Origin of the sequence: Flagellimonas taeanensis (assembly GCF_003584105.1) — a bacterium.
In the GTDB taxonomy this organism is placed as follows: Bacteria; Bacteroidota; Bacteroidia; order Flavobacteriales; family Flavobacteriaceae; genus Flagellimonas; species Flagellimonas taeanensis.
The window spans coordinates 61,332-84,177 of record NZ_QXFO01000017.1 but is presented as its reverse complement, the minus strand read 5'-3'; the positions used below and the strand labels follow the sequence as shown (position 1 = coordinate 84,177).

17 protein-coding genes and 1 pseudogene are annotated in these 22,846 nt (G+C 44.1%); 15 read left to right on the top strand and 3 right to left on the bottom strand.

The window, feature by feature from the left end; genetic code table 11:
* Positions 1–17 precede the first annotated feature (17 nt).
* From D2V93_RS07550 to D2V93_RS07495, 12 genes are all read left to right on the top strand, one after another.
* On the top strand, positions 18–2,210 hold the full coding sequence (locus tag D2V93_RS07550) for an alginate lyase family protein (protein ID WP_245978134.1): 2,193 nt from the start codon (positions 18–20) through the stop codon (positions 2,208–2,210).
* Positions 2,211–2,216: 6 nt separating this feature from the next.
* Positions 2,217–2,570, top strand: coding sequence for a cupin domain-containing protein (locus D2V93_RS07545; RefSeq protein WP_119619015.1), 354 nt, complete (start codon positions 2,217–2,219; stop codon positions 2,568–2,570).
* Between the two features lie 429 nt (positions 2,571–2,999).
* Complete coding sequence (locus tag D2V93_RS07540) at positions 3,000–6,065, top strand: SusC/RagA family TonB-linked outer membrane protein (protein ID WP_119619014.1); 3,066 nt, start codon at positions 3,000–3,002, stop codon at positions 6,063–6,065.
* A 13-nt stretch (positions 6,066–6,078) separates the two neighbouring features.
* A complete protein-coding gene (locus D2V93_RS07535) occupies positions 6,079–7,461 on the top strand; it encodes a RagB/SusD family nutrient uptake outer membrane protein (protein ID WP_119619013.1) in 1,383 nt (460 codons plus the stop codon).
* A 10-nt stretch (positions 7,462–7,471) separates the two neighbouring features.
* The gene (locus D2V93_RS07530; protein ID WP_119619012.1) at positions 7,472–9,394 is read left to right on the top strand and encodes a sialate O-acetylesterase; all 1,923 of its coding nucleotides are present in this window, start codon (positions 7,472–7,474) and stop codon (positions 9,392–9,394) included.
* Between the two features lie 173 nt (positions 9,395–9,567).
* Positions 9,568–10,269: a FadR/GntR family transcriptional regulator gene (locus tag D2V93_RS07525; RefSeq protein ID WP_119619011.1), complete on the top strand. Its 702-nt coding sequence runs from the start codon at positions 9,568–9,570 to the stop codon at positions 10,267–10,269.
* Between the two features lie 213 nt (positions 10,270–10,482).
* On the top strand, positions 10,483–11,751 hold the full coding sequence (locus D2V93_RS07520) for an MFS transporter (RefSeq protein ID WP_119619010.1): 1,269 nt from the start codon (positions 10,483–10,485) through the stop codon (positions 11,749–11,751).
* A gap of 29 nt (positions 11,752–11,780) precedes the next feature.
* The gene (locus D2V93_RS07515) at positions 11,781–12,545 is read left to right on the top strand and encodes an SDR family NAD(P)-dependent oxidoreductase (RefSeq protein WP_119619009.1); all 765 of its coding nucleotides are present in this window, start codon (positions 11,781–11,783) and stop codon (positions 12,543–12,545) included.
* A 15-nt stretch (positions 12,546–12,560) separates the two neighbouring features.
* The gene (locus D2V93_RS07510) at positions 12,561–13,316 is read left to right on the top strand and encodes an SDR family NAD(P)-dependent oxidoreductase (RefSeq protein WP_119619008.1); all 756 of its coding nucleotides are present in this window, start codon (positions 12,561–12,563) and stop codon (positions 13,314–13,316) included.
* A gap of 33 nt (positions 13,317–13,349) precedes the next feature.
* The gene (locus tag D2V93_RS07505; protein WP_220473625.1) at positions 13,350–14,234 is read left to right on the top strand and encodes an alpha/beta hydrolase; all 885 of its coding nucleotides are present in this window, start codon (positions 13,350–13,352) and stop codon (positions 14,232–14,234) included.
* A gap of 139 nt (positions 14,235–14,373) precedes the next feature.
* The gene (locus tag D2V93_RS07500) at positions 14,374–15,420 is read left to right on the top strand and encodes a sugar kinase (RefSeq protein ID WP_119619006.1); all 1,047 of its coding nucleotides are present in this window, start codon (positions 14,374–14,376) and stop codon (positions 15,418–15,420) included.
* An 18-nt stretch (positions 15,421–15,438) separates the two neighbouring features.
* Positions 15,439–16,104 (top strand): bifunctional 4-hydroxy-2-oxoglutarate aldolase/2-dehydro-3-deoxy-phosphogluconate aldolase, encoded by a 666-nt coding sequence (locus D2V93_RS07495; RefSeq protein WP_119619005.1) that lies wholly within the window; start codon positions 15,439–15,441, stop codon positions 16,102–16,104.
* 344 nt (positions 16,105–16,448) lie between these two features.
* Here D2V93_RS07495 and D2V93_RS18965 read toward each other — a convergent pair whose 3' ends face one another.
* Positions 16,449–16,712, bottom strand: a complete 264-nt coding sequence (locus D2V93_RS18965) for a helix-turn-helix domain-containing protein (protein WP_335341139.1) — start codon at positions 16,710–16,712, stop codon at positions 16,449–16,451.
* A 162-nt stretch (positions 16,713–16,874) separates the two neighbouring features.
* On the opposite strand from D2V93_RS18965, the pseudogene D2V93_RS18975 reads away from it, so the two are divergent.
* Positions 16,875–17,039 (top strand): annotated as a pseudogene (locus D2V93_RS18975) (hypothetical protein); the annotation flags it as partial.
* A 192-nt stretch (positions 17,040–17,231) separates the two neighbouring features.
* On the opposite strand, the gene D2V93_RS07480 reads toward D2V93_RS18975, so the two are convergent.
* Both D2V93_RS07480 and D2V93_RS07475 read right to left on the bottom strand, forming a co-directional pair.
* Positions 17,232–17,525, bottom strand: a complete 294-nt coding sequence (locus D2V93_RS07480) for a CBU_0592 family membrane protein (RefSeq protein WP_119619004.1) — start codon at positions 17,523–17,525, stop codon at positions 17,232–17,234.
* Positions 17,522–18,127, bottom strand: coding sequence for a TetR family transcriptional regulator (locus D2V93_RS07475; protein WP_119619003.1), 606 nt, complete (start codon positions 18,125–18,127; stop codon positions 17,522–17,524). The genes D2V93_RS07480 and D2V93_RS07475 overlap by 4 nt, the downstream gene beginning before the upstream one ends.
* Before the next feature lie 190 nt (positions 18,128–18,317).
* On the opposite strand from D2V93_RS07475, the gene D2V93_RS07470 reads away from it, so the two are divergent.
* Together D2V93_RS07470 and D2V93_RS07465 are read left to right on the top strand one after the other, a co-directional pair.
* Positions 18,318–19,559, top strand: a complete 1,242-nt coding sequence (locus tag D2V93_RS07470) for an alkaline phosphatase family protein (RefSeq protein WP_245978131.1) — start codon at positions 18,318–18,320, stop codon at positions 19,557–19,559.
* A 40-nt stretch (positions 19,560–19,599) separates the two neighbouring features.
* On the top strand, positions 19,600–22,845 hold the full coding sequence (locus tag D2V93_RS07465) for a SusC/RagA family TonB-linked outer membrane protein (protein WP_119619001.1): 3,246 nt from the start codon (positions 19,600–19,602) through the stop codon (positions 22,843–22,845).
* Position 22,846: the final 1 nt, after the last annotated feature.

Sequence of the window (22,846 nt, the reverse complement as noted above, 5' to 3'; positions counted from 1 at the left end):
GCATGTTGTTAGTGGGTATGAATTGTAAAATTTCTGCCCAGGAACACCCCAGCCTGATTCTTACAAAAGCCGGCGTGGCGAACATACAAAAAGAATTGGGGAAGGTGCCACTGTTGGACCTGTCATTGGAAAGAATAAAAGCGGAAGTGGATGCTGAAATGGCATTGGACATAGATACCCCGATACCTAAAGATTACTCCGGGGGATATACCCATGAAAGGCATAAGCGCAATTACCTGACCTTGCAAAAAGCGGGGATTTTGTTCCAGATATTGGAAGATGAGAAATATGCCATTTACATTAGGGATATGCTGTTTCAATATCAGGAAATGTACAAGGATTTACCTGTGCATCCAAAAGAACGGTCCTATGCCCGGGGAAAATTGTTTTGGCAATGTCTTAATGATAGCAATTGGTTGGTCTATGTCAGCCAAGCCTATGACTGTGTTTACGACTGGTTGTCAAAAAAGGAAAGAAACCAACTCGAAAGGGACCTATTTCGACCCTTTGCCGACTTTATATCCATAGACAACCCCCAATTCTTTAACCGTGTCCATAATCACAGCACATGGGGGAATGCAGCGGTTGGAATGATTGGATTGGTCATGGGGGACGAAGAGTTGATCGATAGGGCCCTCTATGGCATCAAAAATGACGGATTGTCGCCAGAGGCCAAGGACAATGACGGTGGGTTTATCAAGACAGCGGGCAAAGCCGGTTTTTTTGCAAATATCGAAGAACCTTTCTCACCCGATGGCTACTATACGGAAGGGCCATATTATCAACGTTATGCCATGTACCCTTTTCTAATCTTTGCGGCAGGGCTCCAAAACGTAAAGCCAGAACTGAAGATTTTTGCCTACAAGGACAGTGTGTTGGTCAAATCGGTAGGGGCACTGATCAATCTTTCCGACAAGGACGGGAAATTTTTCCCCATGAACGATGCCCAAAAGGGCATGTCGTACTATTCCCGTGAATTGGTGACGGCCGTGGATATTGCCTATCATTATGGGGGGAAGGACCCAAAGTTGCTCAGTATTGCGGAAAAGCAAGGAAAAGTGCTATTGGATGATTCAGGTTTATCCATCGCATTGGGGATCCGCGAAGGGAAAGCTGAGCCCTTTAAAAAAAGCTCGATAAACCTATCGGATGGCCCAAATGGTGATCTGGGAGGTGTTTCAATTTTACGAAAGGAGAACGTAGAGCTGGTCTTTAAATATACTGCGCAAGGATTGAGTCATGGCCATTACGATAAATTGTCCTTTATGCTCTATGATAATGGAACTGAAATCCTCCAGGACTATGGTATGGCCCGTTTCGTGAATATTGAACAAAAAGGGGGCGGAAATTACCTAAGGGAGAATGACACTTGGGCAAAACAGACCATAGCCCACAATACCCTGGTCCTAAACGAAACATCCCATTTTAATGGCAAGTATGAAATCGGTAGTCGCCATCATTCAGAGTTGTTCTTCCATGATATGTCGAGCAGCGATATCAATGTAGTCAGTGCCAAGGAATCCAATGCCTATTCCGGAACGGAAATGCACCGCACAATGGTGGTCTTGAGCGCTGTGTTCCTTGATCAACCAGTTGTCCTTGATCTGGTGAAAGTCGAATCCAAGACAGACAACCAATATGACTTGCCCTTTCATTTTTTGGGTCAGGTAGTCAAGGTGGGCTTTGCTTACGAAACTCCTACCGAACTCCAACCCTTGGGAACCGAAAATGGCTATCAACACCTTTATTTGGAGGGAAGGGGTAGATCAGAATCACAGAATTCGAAACTTACCTGGCTTCGAAATGGAAAGTTTTATACCCTAACAACGGTTTCCGCACCTGATGATGAATTGCTTTTTACACGAATAGGGGCCAATGATCCGGAATTCAATCTACGTAGGGAGGGCAGTTTGGTGATCAGAAGGAAAAATAGGGGAGATACCGTATTTGTGACGACCATTGAACCCCATGGCAGCTATAGCCCGGTATCCGAATTTTCCGTGGGTTCCAATAGTGGGATCAAAGCATTGAAGTTGGTTTTTGATTCGCCCGCTTATACAGTGGTCACCATAGAAAATCATGAAGGAAAAGTTGGGTTGTTCATCTTATCGAACAAGCATAATTCGAAGCTAATGGAGCATAGCCTGAGCTTCGGAAATAATAACTATCAATGGACAGGACCTTACCTGTTCATTATTGAAAAACCATAAGACATTATGAAAACATTTAAGCCAAGCAAGGAATTTTTATTCGACGATGATATTCAATGGGAGACCATAGGGATCGGGGTCAAACGAAAAATATTGGCCTACGACAATCAGATCATGTTGGTGCGGGTGCATTTTGAAGAAGGCGGTATAGGGCCTGTCCATAATCATTATCATTCACAAGTGACGTATGTGGTCAGCGGAGAATTTGAATTGACCATAGATCAAGAAACCCGATTGTTGAAAGAAGGAGATGCCTTCTATATCCCACCTCATGTGGACCATGGAGCCGTTTGTAAAAAAGAAGGTTTTCTCATTGATGTGTTCAGTCCGATAAGAGAGGATTTCATGATCGATAGGTAAGAATCCCATGGAATGGCATATCTGTAGCAAAGAATTCCATTTTTTATCAAAGATATAAATTTCACGCTATTTTTTTAAGGATTTATTTTTCAGTGACTTTTAAAAGACTTATATTTGGTTTACCAATTTGGTAAACCAGTTTGGTCAACCGACGAAACCTGATTCAATTAACTAAACAAACTGCAAATGGAAATCACACTAGAATAAAAAAAAGGATAGGTGCACACCTATCCTTTTCGGAGTTTACTTCTTCGGAGGGAAGTAAATTTTGTAGCACATAGACAAATGAACCACATGCTTGATCCAAAATTACTAAAAAGATATCAAACTAGGATAAAGCGTGTTTTAAAGGAGCAAGCCAATTAGTTGCCCTTATGCTTGTGTTTCGACACAAACTTTAACTGCACACATAAAAATTAACTAAACAAAATGAAAGTAAAGACCATACTTGCGTTGTTTACATTTTTACTATCCAATGTTTACCTTTTTGCACAGGACCAACGTTTGATATCTGGAAGTGTCACCGACGCCCAAAATGACCCGATCCCGGGGGTCACCATTATTGTACAGGGTACAACTCGGGGCACAACCACGGATTTTGAAGGAAACTATGAAATTGCGGCGACCACTGGGGAAGTACTCCAGTTTTCATATTTAGGTTTTGAAAGACAACTTGTTGAAGTGGGATCCCAAATTGCTGTCAATGTAGTCCTGCAAGAAAGTGCCAGTGAATTGGATGAAGTGGTGATCATTGGCTATGGCACCCAGAAAAAGGCAAACTTGACAGGGTCCATAGCAAAAGTTGTGAATGAGAATTTAGATCAGGCTCCTACTTCCAGAATTGATGATGCCCTGAAGGGCCAAATTGCAGGAGTGAATATCTTATCCAGCAACACTTCTGCCGGATCTGCACCTTCCATTACCGTAAGGGGACAGGGTTCCATATCCTTTGAGTCCAATCCCTTGATTGTGATCGATGGTATTGCCGTCGGGACAGATGCTGATTTCTTGTCAAGCATTGATACCAATGATGTGGAATCCATAGAAGTGTTGAAAGACGCTTCCTCTGCCGCGATCTATGGTTCCAGGGGCGCAAATGGTGTGATTGTCATTAACACCAAAAATGGTGTGGAAGGTCCGGCCCGATTTTCCTATAATACGTATGTGGGCTACCAATTTGTACCACGGCGTGATGGGATTATTGCCGACGTGGATGAAGGATTTAGATACACCTTGGAGAACAACAATGGACAATTGACCGATCAGCTCCGTTATATTCAACTTTTGGGCACCAAGACGGATTGGCAAAAGGTTCAAATGCCCGGAGGGTATATCCAAAATCATTCCTTTTCGGTATCCGGGGGCTCAAAGTTTAGCAAATACCGAGCTTCATTGGGGTATTTGGAAGATGAAGGTGTTCTACTCACCGATAAATTCCAAAAAATCAATATTCGATTGAATTTGGATACCAAAATAGGGGACAAAGTGGATTTTGGGGTCATGCTCAATCCATCGCGAACGGAACAAAGGGTGTTCCCGCCCCTTTTGCATGATGCTTTGCGACATGCACCCTGGGCACCCATTAGGTATGATGAGCATACCATTCAATTTGTCAATCCCTATATCCAAGGCGGTAGATATGCAGATTTGCAGGTTGGGGACTTCGTTTCTGAATTGTCCTTTGATGATTATGACCTCGAAAATGGAATGCCAATACCTGCATCTGGGGTGGATATCAATTCTACTGGAAATTCAACGGCTTATGCCGATGTTGTGGAAAGGGATTACCGGGTGTTCCAGAACAAGATTTTTGCCAATGCCTATCTCAATTACCATTTTAGCGATGACCTGTTCTTCAAGCAAAGTGTTGGAGGGGATTACAGGAACATAAAGGATGTGAGGTTCACGGGCATCTATGCCACTAGGAATGGGGCTGCCGATTCCCAATCCACGGAAAATACAAATGCAAGGTTCCATGTGGTGTCTGAAAGTACCTTGAACCTCAGTACACAGGTGAAGGACCATTTTGTGGATGCCGTTGCCGGTTTTGCCTATGAAAAATGGATAAGGGAAAACACCAAACTTTCCGCATCCGGATTTGAAAATAATTTGATAACAACCATTCCCCAAGCCAACTTGGTCGGAGGTAGCACCTATAAGACGGAGGAAAAACTGGTATCCTATTTGTCCAGGATCAATTATTCCTATGACGATAGATATTTGGTATCATTGAGTGCACGATGGGATGGAAGTTCCAAGTTTGGTGCGGACAAAAAGTTTGGCTTTTTTCCGGCTGCATCCGTGGGGTGGCGAATATCCAATGAGAAGTTCTTGGCGGACAGCAATACCATAAGTGAACTTAAGGTAAGGGGCAGTTATGGGGTCACGGGGAGTAATGCAGGTATAGGCGAGTACGATTATATCGGATTGTTACAACCTGTGGGAACCGGTATCCCAGGAGTGCCCAACGGATTCAATGCAGTGAATATTTCCAATCCAGAACTGGGTTGGGAGAAATTGGTGGAGTTGAACCTGGGTCTGGATGCCACCCTTTTTAGGGGAGTTTTTGGAGTGACATTCGATTATTACATCAGGACCAGTGATGATTTATTGTTGAACCAACCGATACCCTCCATTACAGGTTTTGATCAAGCATTGGTCAACCGCGGAAAGGTTGAAAACAGGGGTTTTGAACTTGAGTTAAGGTCTAGGAACATCAGTACGGAGGATTTTAACTGGAAGACATCCGCACTTTTCACGCACAATAAGAATACCCTCCTCGATTTTGCTGGGGCAGATGGATTGATCAGTGCAGTGGACAATAGAAGACCTGCCGAGTTCATTGCCTTGGAAGGGCATCCCATATCTTCATTTTATGGATATGTGAAGACAGGTCAGGAAATCGATCTTCAATATATCAATAATCCTTTCTATCCAATTTTTGCCCAATCACAGGATACTTATGTAAAGGACTTGAATGGTGACGGGGTGATTACCCCGGAGGACCGTACCATATTGGGCGATCCCTATCCAGACTTGATTTGGAGTGTGACCAATAATTTGTCCTATAAAAACTTTGACTTCAGCTTTATGTTCCAAGGTTCCCATGGAGCCGAAATCAGGAATATAGATTCCCAATATTATAGAAATGAGTTTAGGCCAGAGCAGGATTACAATGCTTTATTTCCTGATGCAGATCAAGTTCAACAACGAATATTTACGGATGAGGATGTTCAAGATGCAAGTTATGTGGCCTTACGGAACCTGAATATTGGGTATAGCCTGCCAAGACCGGTTTTGGATAAGTTGAGTGTCCACAAAATCAGGCTTTATATGGCCGCACAGAACTTGCTTTACTTAATGTCGAAAGATTATGAAAGTTTTAATCCCGAAGGTATAAATGAGGGGCAGGACAATCCACTTACCTACGGGTACCAAAGAGGAGCCTATCCCATATTTAAGACGATTTCACTAGGATTGAATTTTGAATTTTAAAAAGATCGCTGTTATGAAACCCATGAGAATAAAAAATAGAATAGCAGTATTGGCATTAGTGTCTGTACTATGTGCCTGTAGCAAAGATGACCTGAGCTTAAAACCCATTTCATCCATAGGCGATAATGCATTTTATCAGGATGAAGATCAAGTCAAAGGTGCCGTGATAGCCATATATGACGGATTGCAGGAAATTCCCAAAACGGAATTTGCACTCACCGAAATGAGAAGTGACAACACCCGATCCAGAATTGGACAGGGCGATATAGGGGAATTTGAGATATACAGGATACTGCCGACCAATTTTTATGTAGGTCAAAACTGGAAGGACAACTACAATGTTATTTTTAGGGCCAATCGAGTTTTGGGCGCATTGGATGTCGTAGAAAACGGGGACCTGAAAGCACAGTTTGAAGGGGAGGCTAAATTTGCACGCGCCCTGGCCCATTTTAACTTGGCCAATGCTTTTGGGGATGTCCCGATCTTGGACAAGGAAGTGGGGCTTACCGATGAGGATTTTTCAGATTATTTGGTTCGGGATGCCGTTACGGAAGTGATGTCTTTCGTTGTTGGGGATCTACAGGATGCGATGGAGCTGTTGCCGGAAAGAGGGGCTATTGAAGAAGGTAGGGCAACCAAAGGCGCTGCAATGGCACTTTTGGCAAAAGTTTACCTGACACAAGGGAATTATGCTAGTGCACAAACCCTCACGTCCCAACTTTTGGCCGATTCCAATTATGCGTTGGTGGAGGAGTATGGCGATGTGTTCTATTCTGAATTGAACAGTGAAATCATTTTTGCCATATTGTATATTGATGATGATTCCAGTGAAGGTCAAAATTTTGCCTTTGAATTCACATTGGCTTGTGGTACTTGCTATAATTTTCTTGAAGACAATTTTGCCTCTGCTGTCGAGCCTGAGGACACGGAAAGGGCAGCCGTTTTATTCAATGATAGTGATGATGAAACTATTGGAAAGTACCTCCCAACATCATCCAATATCCGCTTGGCCGGAAACGATTGGATAGTACTTCGCTTGGCAGATGTTTACCTGATGCACGCTGAGGCCATTATGTCCGGAGGAGATTCGACCAATGACATTGAAGCCATTGGTGCATATAATGCCATCAGGGCCCGGGTGGGTTTATCCACACTGCCCGAGGATGGCACTGGTACCCTCACAAAGGAAGCATTACTTCACGAAAGACGAATTGAGTTGGCTTTTGAAAATCACCGGTTTTATGACCTGGTCCGCTTTGGGGTTGCCCAAGACGTCTTGACTGCGCATGCTACCAGTGAAAACAATTCATTTTCGGAAACAGATTTGTTGAACCCAATTCCCCAGGCAGAAATCAATGTAAGTGGTGGATTGTTGGAACAGAACCCAGGTTATTAAAAAGGGACGTATGACAAGGACCAAGAACTTCATTTGGATAACTCTTATTTTATTGCTTCCTTTTTTTGCAAAGGCTGAGATTGTTGTGCCCAGCTATTTCTCAAGCCATATGGTGATGCAGCGAGGTAAACCCTTAGTTGTATTTGGAGTGGCTGACCCTGGAGAGAAAGTGACGGGTACATTCAGATCGGAAACTGTTTCGGTAATGGCCGATAACCAAGGGGATTGGAGCATAACCTTTAAGCAGGGTGATGCAGGAGGGCCCTACCAAATGAGACTTGAAGGCAGCACGAATTCATTCGTTTTTGATGACGTCTATTTAGGTGATGTCTGGTTTTGTTCAGGACAATCCAATATGGGATGGAAGGTCATCAATGCCAACAATGGTGAAAATGAAGTTAAAAGCGCCAACTATGGTCAATTAAAACTCTTTACGGTTCCAAGGCATATGGCCAGTAGTACAAAGGACCTACCCCAAGGGGGCATCTGGGAAGATTGTACCCCAGAGTCCATTGGGGAGTTTTCTGCGGTAGCCTATTTTTTTGGGAGGGAACTGTATCGCGAACTTGATGTCCCCATTGGACTCATCCACTCTTCATGGGGCGGCACCAATATCGAATCCTGGATGGATGGAGTCCTTTTTAAGGACTATCCGAATCGGTTGGATTCCATACAGAAGTTCAAAGGGATGGATTTGGACAGTCTCATGGACGACTACAATGAAAAGGCCAAAAACTACAGTGAATATCTCGATGCAAACGATATGGGCAGTAGGGAAAGATGGTGGGACAAAAAGTGGGAATTTGACCAATGGGACGTTATGGACTTGCCGTCTCTATGGAAAGATACCCATTTGGAGAAAACCTATGGAGTTGTTTGGGTGGCCAAGGAAGTCGAATTGAGCGAAGTAGAAGCACAACAAAAGGGGGCTTTGAGCCTTGGTCGGATAGATGATGAAGATGTGACTTTCATCAATGGAGTGAAAATAGGGGAATCTACCAATAAGGATATTCCGAGATGGTATGATATTCCACAGGGCACCCTCAAGAAAGGCAAGAATGTGGTGCTCATCAAAACCAAGAATTTGAGGGATATCGGAGGGTTTCGAAGTGCTGCGGAAGACCTATATATGAAATTGGGCAATATAAAGTTGGACCTGTCCGGCCCTTGGTTTTTTAAGATAGGGGTACCGAGGGTGAAAGAACCTCCCTTTCGAGTTCATCCAAACAACCATCCAAGCTCCTTGTACAATGCCATGGTAAATCCATTTTTTAGGTTGGCGATAAAGGGGGTCATATGGTATCAAGGAGAATCAAATGCGGGGAATCCAGAGGAATATGCTCAATTTTTTCCATCGCTTATAGCGGATTGGAGAGACAACTGGAAAAACCAAGAGATGCCATTCATATTTGCTCAATTGGCCAATTATTCCAACCAAAATGGTAGATGGCCATGGATACGGGAAGCGCAGGCAAAGGCAACGCAACTACCGTATACGGCAATGGTGACCACTATAGATGTCGGGGATGATTTTAACATACACCCCACAAACAAGCAAATTGTAGGTCTTAGAATGGCAAATGCCGCTATGGCTTTGGATGGGCTGGGTTCCAGGGTACTGCTTTCCGGTCCAAAGCTCCTAAAGCTTGAAATAGGAAAAAATGGTCCAATGGTAAGCTTTGACCGCCCTATTTTGATCAAGGGGAATGATCGGAGCATAGAGGGTTTCGCTGTGGCCGGTGAGCAGGGTGAATTTAGGGAGGTCATAGCCAAAAAGGTTGGGAACAATAGTGTCGTCTTGAAAAGCCCGGGCCATTTAAAAATAGAATACGTGAGGTATCTATGGGATGACGCGCCTCCTAAGGTCATGATCTTTGGGGAAGATGGTCTTCCTGTATCCCCATTTCGAACGGATACTTTTAAAAGGGAATGATTTGTTTTGAGTTAGTTTAGTGATTTATAAGGCTATTGGCCATGGTTTGCGCCAATAGCCTTTAAAAGAAAATGGAGACAAATAAGTAATGGGATTCATTTGTTCTTGTAACCGTATTTTTCATAAATTTAGCAAACCAATCTGGTTAACCAGTTTTACAGTTTTTGATGAGCATGAAAATTGAGCTACTGAATACAAGCGATAATCAAGATATCCAAAACAAGATCATTTCAGGTCTAAAGGACTTTATTGAATTTAAGAATCTTGAACCGGGTGAAAAGCTGCCCTCCGAAAGGATGTTATCCGAAAGATTTGGGGTCAGTCGTAGCCATATTCGGGAAGCCATTCAAAAACTCGAGTTTTTTGGGATACTGAAGTCAAGGCCCCAGAGTGGAACCTTTATCGCTGATATAGGTCGTGTGGCCATGAGCGGCATGATGGATGATATTTTGCGTTTGGAAAAGTCTGATTTCAAATCGTTGGTGGAAACACGGATATTATTGGAACTTAAAACGGTGAGACTGGCTGCTCTGCGAAGAACTGAAGCGGATTTGAAAAAAATCAGGGAGGCCTTGGATGCCTATAAAGCAAAAGTACACGCAAATAAAGATGCCGTGGAAGAGGATTTATTGTTTCACCTGGCCATTGCAAAGGCAAGTAAGAACAGTACAATGAATACCTTCATGCTGATCATCACCCCTGAAATTATCACAAACTTCGAAAAATATCATGTTTGTGATGCCAACCAATCATTTTTGGGAATACAGGAACATGAGGATATCTATGAGGCCATTGCGAGCGGAAATCCACAACTGGCTAAGGAGAAAATGAAAGTACATTTTAAAATTTTATATCAGTATTGCTATAACACGTAAGGTAAACGAAACCAACAAAAAAGATAAAAGTGCACAATTTTATTTTTTTTGAAAAAAATAATCGGAGGGAGTAGACTTTTCTGGACATGCCTATCGGAATCTACCGTTGTTGATGACCCAACATAAGGAGTTTTCATGTAGATGTTGAGCAGCTAGGTTCCAAAAGGAACGGCATGATGCTTTTGCCCCCCCCTATAAATTTAAATAAGAGAGATGAAAATAAACGGCCTGCGTTGGTGGGTGATCGCTTTGATCTGTATCGCCACGGTAATCAACTATATCGATAGAACAGCTTTTGGGGTTATGTGGCCAGAAATGGGCAAAGACCTTGGTATGGATGAGTCTGATTATGCCGTTATGTTGAACGTGTTCATGGTCACTTATGCCCTGGGAAAATTTTTATCAGGAAAACTTTATGACCAAATAGGGACCCGTTTGGGATTTGTATTTTCCATCGTGCTTTGGTCAGGCGCAGCCATACTGCATGCGTTTGCCAAAGGTTTGGTGTCGCTATCCATCGTTAGGGGGATGTTGGGTATCGGCGAGGCAGGCAATTGGCCGGGAGCGGTCAAAAGTAATGGCGAATGGTTTCCGGTGAGGGAAAGGGCAATTGCGCAGGGTATCTTTAATGCTGGGGCCTCTTTGGGCAGCGTCATTGCTCCTGCATTGATTGCCTTTTTATACGGGCATTACGGTTGGAGGAGTACTTTCATCATTTTGGGAGTCATCGGATTTGCTTGGGTGATTCCTTGGATGGTGGTCAACAAATCAAAACCCCAAGATCACCCGTGGCTGACCGATAAGGAAAGAGCCTTGATTTTCGCCGATGGCAAAGATGCGAAGGCAACGGATGGTAAAAGGGGGCTTTCCTTGGGCCAGATACTATCATTTAAGGAATCATGGGGTGTATTGGCAGCAAGGTTCTTTATAGAGCCCATATGGTGGCTTTTTGTAGGATGGATGCCTTTATACCTCCATTCGAAGTTCGGGTTCAGCATAGCTGAAATAGGTAAAACCATCTGGATTTCCTATTTGGGGGGTATGGCCGGAAGTATTGCCGGTGGATGGTTTTGTGGAAAGCTTATGGAGACCAAGTCTGTGGACTATGCACGAAAAGTATCCATATTGATAGGGGTTGCCATGATTTTTATAGGGTTGATGGGGATCATTTTCTTGGTGACGGGCAAAAATCCAATGACTTTCATCTATATCGTGGGGATCGTGCTATTTGGTTTTCAGTTTGCCATTGGTAATATACAGACCCTTTCCAGTGATCTATTGAATGGCCCTTCAGTTGGGACATTGGCAGGACTGGCAGGTACAGTGGCGGCCCTTTCCGTAATCATCATGAACTGGCTTATCCCAAAAATCACCACAGTTTCATATACCCCGGCATTTGTAATCATTGCAGTTTTGGCCCCGTTGGCACTGCTATCGATTTATATGCTGATACAAAAGATAAGACAAGTTGAAATAAATTAAAGAATATACTAATTACAACCATTTAAGGAATGAGCAATTCAAAAGAGAGAATAGCAGTAATCACTGGAGCCACAGGAGGCATCGGGTTTCAAGTTGCCAAAAGATTGGGCAAGGACGGCTATACCGTTGTGCTGAACGGAATTGAGGATGAAGTGGGGGCACAAAGGATACAGGAGCTTTCCGCCGAGGGAATTTCTGCAGCGTACCATGGTTTTGACGTTACCAATGAAGATGCCGTCAATTTAAGTATTCATCAAATCGGTGAAAAATATGGACGGATCGATGCCCTGATCAACAATGCAGGAGGTCTTGGGGGGCGGTCAAGATTTGAAGACATGACCACTGAATTTTATCGGTCGGTAATGGCATTGAACCTGGATTCCACTTTTTTTGTATCGAGGGCGGCGATTCCGTATCTCAAACACGGAAAGAATCCATCCATAATCAACTATACGTCCATTGCCGGTTGGAACGCAGGTGGTCCAGGTGCTGGGATCTATGGTACTTCCAAAGCGGGAGTACATGCCATTACACGGGCCATGGCAAAAGACCTTGCGGAATACGGAATTCGTGTGAATGCAGTATCCCCTGGAACTATTGACACCCCTTTCCATACACAGATCAAATCAACAAAGCCGGAGGTTTTCGCTTCGTGGAAGAACAATATTTTGTTGGGCAGGTTGGGACAACCAGAGGAAGTGGCATCCGTAATTTCGTTCTTGGTTAGTGATGATGCAGCTTTCTTGACTGCAGAAACCATTCAAGTAGGTGGGGGACAAGGACTCGGTATCTAAAAACAAAAAAATAGGATGGGTAGGTTAGAAGGAAAAACGGCAGTGGTCACGGGAGGCTCTAGGGATATTGGTAGGGCAATCGCCATCAAACTGGCCAAGGAAGGAGCCAATGTTGTGGTGAATTATTTCAATTCCGAATCCAGTGCAAAGCAGACAGTGGAGGAAATAAGAGTCATGGGAAAAAAGGCCATTGCGGTCAAAGCCGATGTTTCAAGCATCACCGACATTGCAATTTTAAAGATGAAAACGATGGAGGCATTTGATGGCAAGGTAGCTATCTTGGTGAACAATGCCGGGGGACTTTTTGCGCGTAAAACCCTTCAAGAACTGGACGATACATTTTATGACCTTGTCATGGGTGTAAACTTTAAATCCACCGTTTTTGTTACCCAAGCCTTTGAACCTTTGATGGTTGAGGGCGCTTCCATTATCAATGTATCTTCACTTGCGGCACGGGATGGCGGAGGCGCAGGATCCTATTTGTATGCTTCTTCGAAAGGAGCAGTCAGTACGTTCACTAGGGCCATGGCCAAGGAATTGGGAGCGAAGGGCATTCGGGTAAACGCGATTTGCCCTGGCCTTATCGCGACCAAATTCCATGACGATTTCACCAAAGATGAAGTGAGGGCGAAAGTAGTCGCAAATACCCCATTGCATAGGGAGGGAAGAGCAGAAGAGGTTGCTGACCTAGTTGCTTACCTGGCTTCGAGTGATTCCTCGTTTATCAATGGAACCACTATAGATATCAATGGTGGATTGGCCTTTAGTTGACCCTATGTGCAATTGTGGAAAATGAAGATTGTGATGAGCTTACCCCAGTATCTAAAACCCTTGGCCCGTATTCGACTTGTATTGTTGGGAATACTAGTGGTCCAGACCATTGGTGCCCAAGAGTTTGAAAAGGTTGAATTGCCTCCGAATTACCAAGCGAAGATAGATTTGGTCTATGCGGAAGTCGAAGGATGGCAGGGCAAACTGGATTTTTATTACCCAATGGACAGTGATGGGCCGACCCCGCTGATCATCAACATACATGGTGGAGGTTGGAACCACGGTAAAAAGGAATCGCAACGGGGATTCGGGCCTTTTTTTGCGAAGGGAATGGCTGTGGCCAATGTGGAATACCGCCTGGAATCGCAGGCTAAAGCGCCCGCAGCTGTAGAAGATGTCCGTTGTGCCTTGACGTATCTGGTACGAAATTCACAACAATTGAACATCAACACCGACAAAATTGTGCTCATGGGTGCTTCCGCAGGAGGGCATTTGGCCTTAATGGGAGGCTTATCTGAACGCATGTCCTTGTTCAACAACCATTGCGGTGAAAGGGAAACTGTAAAAATCTGGGCCATTATTGATAAATATGGGGTTACGGATTTAAGGCCAATCCTAAAAGCGTCCTCAGTAAAAAAGTGGCTTGGGACTGAATCCGAAAATATCGCTTTTGCCGAATCGCTATCACCCATTACATGGGTAGACACACAAAGCCCTCCCATATTCATTGTTCATGGTGATGCCGATCCCATTGTGCCCTATATTCAATCGCAGCTGTTGTATGAAAAATTGCAATCCCAAGGCATCCCTTCAAAGTTTATCACTATTCCTGATGGAGGACATGGAAAGTTCAAGGAAAGTGATGAGAAAATGGTCATGCAAGAAATCCTTCAGTTTTTGGAAGAGCTGGAAAAGTAATGCATGACCCACCCACCCTTTTAGAGTACAATAGGGATCCAATACCCATTGATGCAAGGTAAAGGGCGGAACATATGGCTTTCACTATGCCATACATTTGAATAAAAAATCAACTATTACCAATAAAAGAAGAATACAAATGAAAAGAGTAGTAACGTTTGGAGAGATCATGCTAAGATTGGCACCCCCTGGATTTTTACGATTTTCCCAAGCCAACAGTTTTGATGCCGTCTATGGGGGAGGAGAGTCCAATGTGGCCGTGTCCCTTGCCAATTATGGAGTGCCAGTGGATTTTGTAACCCGCCTACCAAAAAATGATATAGGGGAATGCGCCCTTATGGAACTCCGCAAACGGGGAGTGGGTACAGACAAGATCATCTATGGTGGAGATCGTTTGGGTATTTATTTTTTGGAGACAGGAGCGGTTTCAAGGGGTAGTAAAGTAGTGTATGATCGTGCACATTCAGCCATGGCGGAAATTCAAAAAGGCATGGTGGACTGGAAATCAACGTTTGAAGGGGTGGAATGGTTCCACTGGACAGGAATTACACCCGCTATTTCACAGGGAGCAGCCGATGCATGTTTGGAGGCCGTGAAAATGGCCAGTGATATGGGAGTGACCATATCAACGGATTTGAACTATAGGGCCAAACTTTGGAAGTATTGTAATGATGCCAAACGGGAAGAGATCATGTCCGAGCTTACCGCTTATTGCGATATTGTACTTGGCAATGAAGAGGATGCTGAAAAACACTTTGGAATCCAACCAGAAGGACTGGACATCACTACACAGGGAGACCATGTGAAAGCCGAAGCATTTTTATCCGTTTGTGAACAGATGATGGCTCGTTTTCCTAGGGCAAAAAAGGTGATCACGACACTCCGGGGATCAATTTCTGCATCACATAATACTTGGGCGGGTGTACTGTATGATGGTGAAACCATGTACAAGTCACCAGAGTACCAAATCACAGATATTGTGGATCGTGTCGGTGGTGGGGACTCATTTATGGGAGGGCTTATCTATGGATTGCTCAAATACCCAGATGATGATCAAAATGCTTTGAACTTTGCAGTAGCGGCATCCTGTTTGAAACATACTATTAAAGGGGATGCAAACTTGGCCACGGTATCGGAAGTGGAAAAATTAATGGGCGGGGATGCATCTGGAAGGGTGGCCCGTTGATAAAAAATAGGGAATAGGATGGCACAATTTTCAAGAATTGATGTAGTCAATACAATGAGGGATACCGGACTGGTACCCCTTTTCTATCACCCCGATGTGGCATTGGGAAAAAAAGTCCTAAAGGCGTGTTACGATGGTGGGGCACGATTGATGGAATTTACGGCAAGGGGCGATTTTGCCTTTGAAGTTTTTTCAGAGTTGAACAAATATGCCATCAAGGAACTTCCAGGAATGATCATGGGCGTAGGATCCATTACAGACAGCGCGGCGGCTTCACTGTTTATGCAGATGGGGGCAAATTTTATTGTCACCCCATCATTACGTGAGGACATAGCCTTGATCTGTAACCGGCGTAAGGTACTTTGGTCCCCTGGCTGCGGCTCGCTGGCTGAGATCAATCGCGCTGAAGAACTGGGCTGTGAGGTAATCAAACTCTTTCCAGGTTCTACTTACGGTCCAGATTTTGTAAAAGCGATCAAAGGTCCCCAGCCATGGACCAGTGTGATGCCCACAGGAGGTGTAAGCACCGATGAATCCAACCTGAGGTCCTGGTTCGATGCAGGGGTTACTTGTGTTGGTATGGGGTCGCAATTGATATCAAAGACAATGTTGCAAGGGCAAGATTTTGAAGGTCTGAAAAGGGCGGTGGCATCAATCCTTTTGCTTATAGGCAAACTTAAATGATCAATGATCTCAAAACTATACTGGCTTAGATTTAGCAAATGGTGAACAAGCCGATGGCAGGGTTTTATGCTACACTGTGGAGATTATTGTTGATGGATTTTTTAAGGAAAATCTGTATTCCATATTCTTCCTTTAGCTCAAATTTATCCCATACTAAAGCAATGTATAGCCATAACAAGGATATAACAAGCGGGACCACCCATCTGTTTGTCCACGGCTGTCCGAAATATGTGATCGATGCTCACGAACGATTAAGAATGGTGCTCCTTGAAAGGCAGGGGAGTAGACGTCTTGAGCTTTTGGTCAAATAAGGATTTGAGACGACCCTTCCTTGCGAAGCCTATTCAACATTCGATATTCATTGGGGCTATAGCCCACTTGTTTTTGAAGAAGCAGTTGAAATGTTGAGGGTATTTGAAACTCAGTTCATAGGCGGTCCCACTCATGGATTTTTCGGTATTGAAGATTTTCTTCTTGGCAATTTCGATCATATAATCCTGTATATGGTCCTTTGCCGATTTTCCCGTTTCATTTTTGGTAAGTTTACCGAAGTAATTTCGGGCTGTTCTTTTTCCACTTGATATGAGGGTATCCTCCCGACGAACCACTAAATAGGTAGTATCAAACCACTGTTAATCGACTGATTGTCAGAAATTTTTGTTTTTTGTGCATTCATCTGATATCAAATAAGACCATATAAAAGGTGTAGAGTTCGGTGAATGCTTCGGTACGTTTCTTGTGCATAATTTAGCTTCAGTTTGACGCTGTTCATGGGTGTTTTGCAAAATAGTTTTGTCAAACCAAAAAAAAATTTTATTATACTCAATTCCAACACTTTAAAGGTTCTAATCTTCACTAGGGACATTTCCAATAACCCTGAAAAATTGACCATTTATGCCCGTATCACTGTCAATGGAAAACGTGCCGAGATAAGTTTGAAACGTTATGTTTCGGTGAATGAATGGGATGAAAACAAGGGAAGGCTCCATGGGCCGACCCATAGCCCGTTTATTGAACAGCTATCAGGATGAGGTGTATGGAGTGTGTGGGACGGATAATGAGAACCACCAAAAATGGATAAATTGAACCACCTTAATTTTAGCTATAATTAGATCTGAATCAGTCACTTATTTGTGATTTTTTCTATACTCACTTTTTTCCGTTTCGAGTGGTGTACTACGACCGTTTTTTGCAGTCTTGATCAACCCATAACAGGCAATAATACCCCATACAAAGTTGATAAAAAGAACGGCCCAAGCCGAATAATAGGCGCCATTGGCCACAAAGAGAACACTGCCAGCTATATTGTACCAATGGTATATGGGCTGGTTGGCTTGCCATTTTCCCCGAATGAGCATATAATAGGCCAAAAGAAAACAGAAGGACCCTATCCATCCCAACAATTCAAAGAAAAGGCTCATGGATCGACATATTTAAAAAGGCCCAAACAGTGATTGATGTAGATGTCCTGTTGCTTCTGATGTGCAACTTTTCCCTGTTCGAACATCCCCATGTAATAATAAGATCCATCTATGAGTGCAAAGATGATCTCGGTCAGTTCATCAATATTGGTATTGCATATGATTCCATTGCTACGGGCCTGGTTCAACTCTTCCCTAAGCACATCGTGCAATTTTAAGAGATACTGCTTGAAACTGTCGTTGATTGCCTCGTTACGATAGATCATGGCATAGCAACTATAAAAGACACCATCGTCGAAATACTGGTTCCATTTTCTGGAAAACAGGTTATGGATAAGGTCTTCCAAGTCCTGCCGGGTCCGTATGGCCCCTAGGTTTCCTTCCATCAAAACATTCAAATGCTGTTGTAGGATATATTCGTTCAGCCCCAATAAAAGTTCTTCCTTGGTATTGAAATAATGCATGACCAAACCATTGCTTATCCCCATGGATTCTGCCACTTTGGCTATGGATGCATTTTCTAGGCCAATGTCCCTGGCCACTTCATAAAAGGATTGGATGATTTCCAATCTTCTAATGGCCCCCAAGCTCTTTCTGCCCATTCTTGTTTATTTCTTTAGAATTGAATGCCTTGTTATCAAGGCAACAATAATACTCTTTTTTCAAAAAATAAATTGATTGAACAGTCATTCAATTTATTTTACGATTCCATAACAATGACTTAAATATTCTTTAATTGAACAGTCGTTCAATTTATATTCCTTTGACCTCACTTAACAAATCATTATGAATATGAGCAAGCTTACCCTCTTTATCGGGATTTTGGTCTTCGGTATGGTCCAGGCCCAAAATATGGAAAAGGATTTCGCGGCAAAAAAAGTGGTCTTTATCATTGTGGACGGTATTTCGGCAGATCAATTAAAGACAGCCGACACTCCTTTTTTGGACCAAATTGGGGATTTAGGGGGCTATACCGAAGCCTATGTTGGGGGAGGAAAAGATACCTACTCCGAAACACCTACCATTTCTGCTGTGGGATACAATAGTTTGATTACCGGGACCTGGGCCAACAAGCACAATGTTTGGGGCAATGAAATCAAGGCTCCCAACTACAATTACCCGACCATTTTCCGATTGTACAAGGACCAATATCCCGACGGAACCATCGGGGTATTCTCCTCATGGCTGGACAACCGAACCAAGTTGGTGGGCAATGGTATGGAAGAAACAGGGGGAATCAGGGTTGATTACCATTTTGATGGATTGGAACATGATTCCATCAATTTTCCCCATGATGTCCAAAGAAACTTTATGAAGCTCATCGATTATACCGTTGCTGATCATGCGGCCGAGACCATTCTGGAAAAGGCTCCCGACGTATCTTGGGTATATCTTGAATTTTCTGATGATATGGGCCATGGTTTTGGAGATGGCGACCGTTTCAATGCGGCCATCCATTTTGAAGACAAATTGATCGGTAAAATATGGATGGCAGTTGAAGAGCGCCAAGCTTCCCACAATGAGGAATGGCTGTTTATAGTGACCACGGACCATGGTAGGGGAGCCAAGGACGGTAAGCACCACGGGGGGCAGAGTGAGAGGGAGAGAAGTACCTGGATAGTGACCAATTCAAAGCAGACCAACCCATACTTTAATGAGCGTATTCCCGCAGTTGTCGATATCCTACCCACCATGACCGATTTCTTGGGGATCAAAGTGCCGATCCATATAAGACGGGAATGGGACGGTGTCTCGTTGGTACAACCAGTGGATGCAATCGACCTAAAGGCCAAAAGAAAAGGGAACAACCTTGTGGTTTCATGGCAAAACCTATCCGAAGGGGAGGGAAAACTGTATCTGAGCGGCACCAATGATTTTAAATCTGGAGGCAAGGACGATTATAAGTTTATGGATACCGTCATCCTTGGGAAGGGACAGGTCGAAATTCCCATGAGAAAAATCCCAAAGGGGTTTTGCAAGCTTGTCCTGGAAACAGAGCACACAACACTGAATACTTGGTTTTCAGAAGAATAATCAAACCATTTTTTAAATCCCATCTAAACTTTTAAATGAAATGAAGAACACATTACTTTTAGTACTGTTTTTGACCACTGCCTTTATGGGCCTTGCCCAAAAGGAAGTCACAGGAACGGTCATTGATGCCTCCGGAGTGCCCATGCCCGGCGTGACTGTCATGGTGAAAGGTAGCACCAATGGGACCGCTACCGATTTTGATGGTAATTATTCCATCACAGCAACGGAAGGACAGATATTGGAGTTTTCCTATATCGGTTTTTCCAAGAAGGAGGTGACCGTAGGTGCGGCAAACACCATCGATATTACCCTTGAGGAAGATATCCAGAGCTTGAACGAGGTGGTTGTTGTAGGGTTTGGCACCCAAAAGAAAGTGAACCTATCTGGTGCGGTCAACAATGTTTCTGTGGAGCAGCTATCCTCAAGACCCATTAACAATGTTACCCAAGGCCTCCAGGGAATTTCCCCAGGGCTCAACATTGATTTTTCCAGTGGTGCACCCGGGGCCAATCCCAAAATCAATATCAGGGGATTCACATCCATCAATGGTGGTGATCCATTGGTGCTCATTGACAATATTCCTTCTGATGTTTCCTATCTCAACCAATTGGCCCCAGAGGATATCGAGAGCATTTCGGTGTTAAAGGACGCCTCATCTGCAGCCATTTATGGAGCCAGGGCGGCTTTTGGGGTTGTTCTTGTGACCACGAAAAGTGGATCTGACGGCAAAATGCGGATCAATTACAATACCAATGTCACCTTGGGGACGGCCACCGTATTACCGGATAAGATTTCCGACCCATACATCTATATGAGGCTACAGGAAACCGCTTCAAAGAACACTCCATGGCACAACCAGTATTTTACAACGGAACAGTTGCAGTGGGCACGTGAACGCAGCGATAATCCCTACGGGACCGTGGGGGTACGTGAAAGTACGGTAAACCCAGGACTTTGGGAATATATGGGCAATAGGGACTGGACCGATTATTTTTTATCGAGTTCCACCTATTCCCAAAACCATAGCCTTAGTGCCACTGGGGGAACGGATAAGATAAACTATTTTATTTCCGGGTCCTATAACAAGGACAATGGTTCCTTGATCCTGGCCGAGGATTATTTTACCCGTACAGGGATGCGGTCCAAATTGAACGTACAATTGACCGATTGGTTGTCGGTGGGTAACAATACATCCTATATCAAAGGAAAAAGAAAAAACCCTTCCTATTTTAACATCTCCACCCTTTTCGATTTCAACACCTACGCCTATGCTGAAAATCCAGATGGGAGCTGGGCCAATACTCCTGTGGGACGAATGGCGGCCCAATTGACGGATGGAGGGGATGAAGAATACAATACCTATACGTTCCGTACCAATTTCACGGCACAGGCATGGCTGGTCAAGGATATGCTAAAAATCAATGGGGAATATACCTACGAGCAGGAAAACCAAAATTACGATGCATTTTATTCCAAGTATCAGATAGGGTTTGGTCCCAACGATGTGAGGGAAGAAGGCAACAACCAGGTATGGAGGGATTTTGGTGTGGAACAATACAACGTCCTGAACCTTTATGCGACCTTCAACAAAACCTTTGGGGAAAATCATCAATTGACCCTGTTGGCCGGGTATAACCAAGAGGAATATTGGGACGAGTATATTTCACTTAGCCGAAGCGGTGTGATTTCTTCTTCACTACCGGTGCTTAATTTGGCAACTGGTCCCATTCTGTTGGATGAAAACGATACAGCAGTATATAGCTGGGCGCTTAGGGGTGCTTTTTATAGGGCCAATTATATTTTGAAGGATAGGTATATTTTGGAACTTAATGGACGATACGATGGTTCGTCCCGTTTCCCAAAGGATAAGCGTTTTGGGTTTTTCCCATCGGTGTCCGCAGCGTGGAACGTTTCCCGGGAACCTTTCATGAAAGCATTGGAGCCCACTTTGAACCTATTCAAGATAAGGGCTTCCTATGGTTCCTTGGGCAACCAGGATGTTGGTGCTTTTGGATATATTCCTACCATGAGTGCAGGTCAAGGAGGATATATCATAAACGGGGAACTTCCCACACAGGTGAGTTCTCCCGGTCTTGCATCTTCCAATTATACGTGGGAAACCGTGATCACCAAAAACTTGGGCGTGGATTTGGGCTTTTTCAACAACAAGCTAACCGCCACTTTGGATGTATACCGTCGGGACACCAAGGATATGTTGACCGTGGGGACCGATTTACCAGGCGTTTTAGGTGCATCCGAGCCCAATGAGAATGCAGCGGATCTGAAAACGGAAGGTTGGGAACTTTCCCTTGGCTATAAGGATAGTTTCGGTAATCCTAGCAATCCCTTCAATTTTAGTACAAGCTTCGTGCTAAGTGATAGCCGATCTTACATAACCCGATTTGAAAATCCGAACAATAGCCTTACCCAATATCGTGAAGGGATGGAGTTGGGTGAAATATGGGGGCTCACTTCTGATGGACTGTTTCAGTCCCAAGCCGAGATAGATGCCTTGGACGAGACGGCCATTATACCATGGGGAGCCTTGGAAATTGTGGAAGGTTGGCCCAAATACAAGGATTTGGACGGTAACCAAAAAATCGAAAAGGGAACCACGGCCGATGACCCAAAGGACCTTAGTGTTATTGGAAACATGTTGCCAAGATATCGCTTTGGCCTTAACCTGAACATGGATTGGAACAATTTTGACCTGGGCATATTTCTACAAGGAGTGGGCAAAAGGGATTTTTATCCCAAAGATTACATCTATTGGGGCTTTTACCAACAACCATACGCCGGAGGTTATGCCCACCTGAACGACTTTTATAGGGCCTCCGATGACCCCGCCGATCTTATGGCTCAACACTCACAGGCCTATATAGATGCGGGTTATGCCAGTGCCAATACCGATGCAAGGTACCCCGTGTTCCAGGCATGGTTGGCCGACCGTAACCTAGGAGAGCGAATAGACCAGGCTCAAGGACTGGCCATTCCCCAAACCGGATATATGCTCAGTGCTGCCTACCTAAGGCTCAAGAACATCACCTTCGGATACACCATCCCGTCTACCTATACCAAGAAAATGGGCATTACATCATTGCGATTGTACTTTTCCGGGGACAACCTTTTCGAGTGGTCCGAAGTAGCTGACTTCTTTGACCCCGAATCCATATCCGATGTGAATAATAGGATCAACCCGGCACATAGTGCAGGACGACAGGAAACCAGTGGGTACCAATATCCCTATCAACGAAAGTATGCTTTCGGTATCAATGTCACCTTTTAAC

Excerpts from the sequence above, each read along its gene's own strand:
- D2V93_RS07525 (WP_119619011.1), top strand. The coding sequence starts at position 9,568 with ATGAAAATTGAGCTACTGAATACAAGCGATAATCAAGATATCCAAAAC.
- D2V93_RS07495 (WP_119619005.1), top strand. The coding sequence starts at position 15,439 with ATGGCACAATTTTCAAGAATTGATGTAGTCAATACAATGAGGGATACC.
- D2V93_RS07475 (WP_119619003.1), bottom strand. The coding sequence starts at position 18,127 with ATGGGCAGAAAGAGCTTGGGGGCCATTAGAAGATTGGAAATCATCCAA.
- D2V93_RS07545 (WP_119619015.1), top strand. The coding sequence starts at position 2,217 with ATGAAAACATTTAAGCCAAGCAAGGAATTTTTATTCGACGATGATATT.
- D2V93_RS07505 (WP_220473625.1), top strand. The coding sequence starts at position 13,350 with ATGAGCTTACCCCAGTATCTAAAACCCTTGGCCCGTATTCGACTTGTA.
- D2V93_RS07470 (WP_245978131.1), top strand. The coding sequence starts at position 18,318 with ATGAGCAAGCTTACCCTCTTTATCGGGATTTTGGTCTTCGGTATGGTC.
- D2V93_RS07535 (WP_119619013.1), top strand. The coding sequence starts at position 6,079 with ATGAAACCCATGAGAATAAAAAATAGAATAGCAGTATTGGCATTAGTG.
- D2V93_RS07550 (WP_245978134.1), top strand. The coding sequence starts at position 18 with ATGAATTGTAAAATTTCTGCCCAGGAACACCCCAGCCTGATTCTTACA.
- D2V93_RS07515 (WP_119619009.1), top strand. The coding sequence starts at position 11,781 with ATGAGCAATTCAAAAGAGAGAATAGCAGTAATCACTGGAGCCACAGGA.
- D2V93_RS07540 (WP_119619014.1), top strand. The coding sequence starts at position 3,000 with ATGAAAGTAAAGACCATACTTGCGTTGTTTACATTTTTACTATCCAAT.
- D2V93_RS07500 (WP_119619006.1), top strand. The coding sequence starts at position 14,374 with ATGAAAAGAGTAGTAACGTTTGGAGAGATCATGCTAAGATTGGCACCC.
- D2V93_RS07465 (WP_119619001.1), top strand. The coding sequence starts at position 19,600 with ATGAAGAACACATTACTTTTAGTACTGTTTTTGACCACTGCCTTTATG.
- D2V93_RS07480 (WP_119619004.1), bottom strand. The coding sequence starts at position 17,525 with ATGAGCCTTTTCTTTGAATTGTTGGGATGGATAGGGTCCTTCTGTTTT.
- D2V93_RS07530 (WP_119619012.1), top strand. The coding sequence starts at position 7,472 with ATGACAAGGACCAAGAACTTCATTTGGATAACTCTTATTTTATTGCTT.
- D2V93_RS07520 (WP_119619010.1), top strand. The coding sequence starts at position 10,483 with ATGAAAATAAACGGCCTGCGTTGGTGGGTGATCGCTTTGATCTGTATC.
- D2V93_RS07510 (WP_119619008.1), top strand. The coding sequence starts at position 12,561 with ATGGGTAGGTTAGAAGGAAAAACGGCAGTGGTCACGGGAGGCTCTAGG.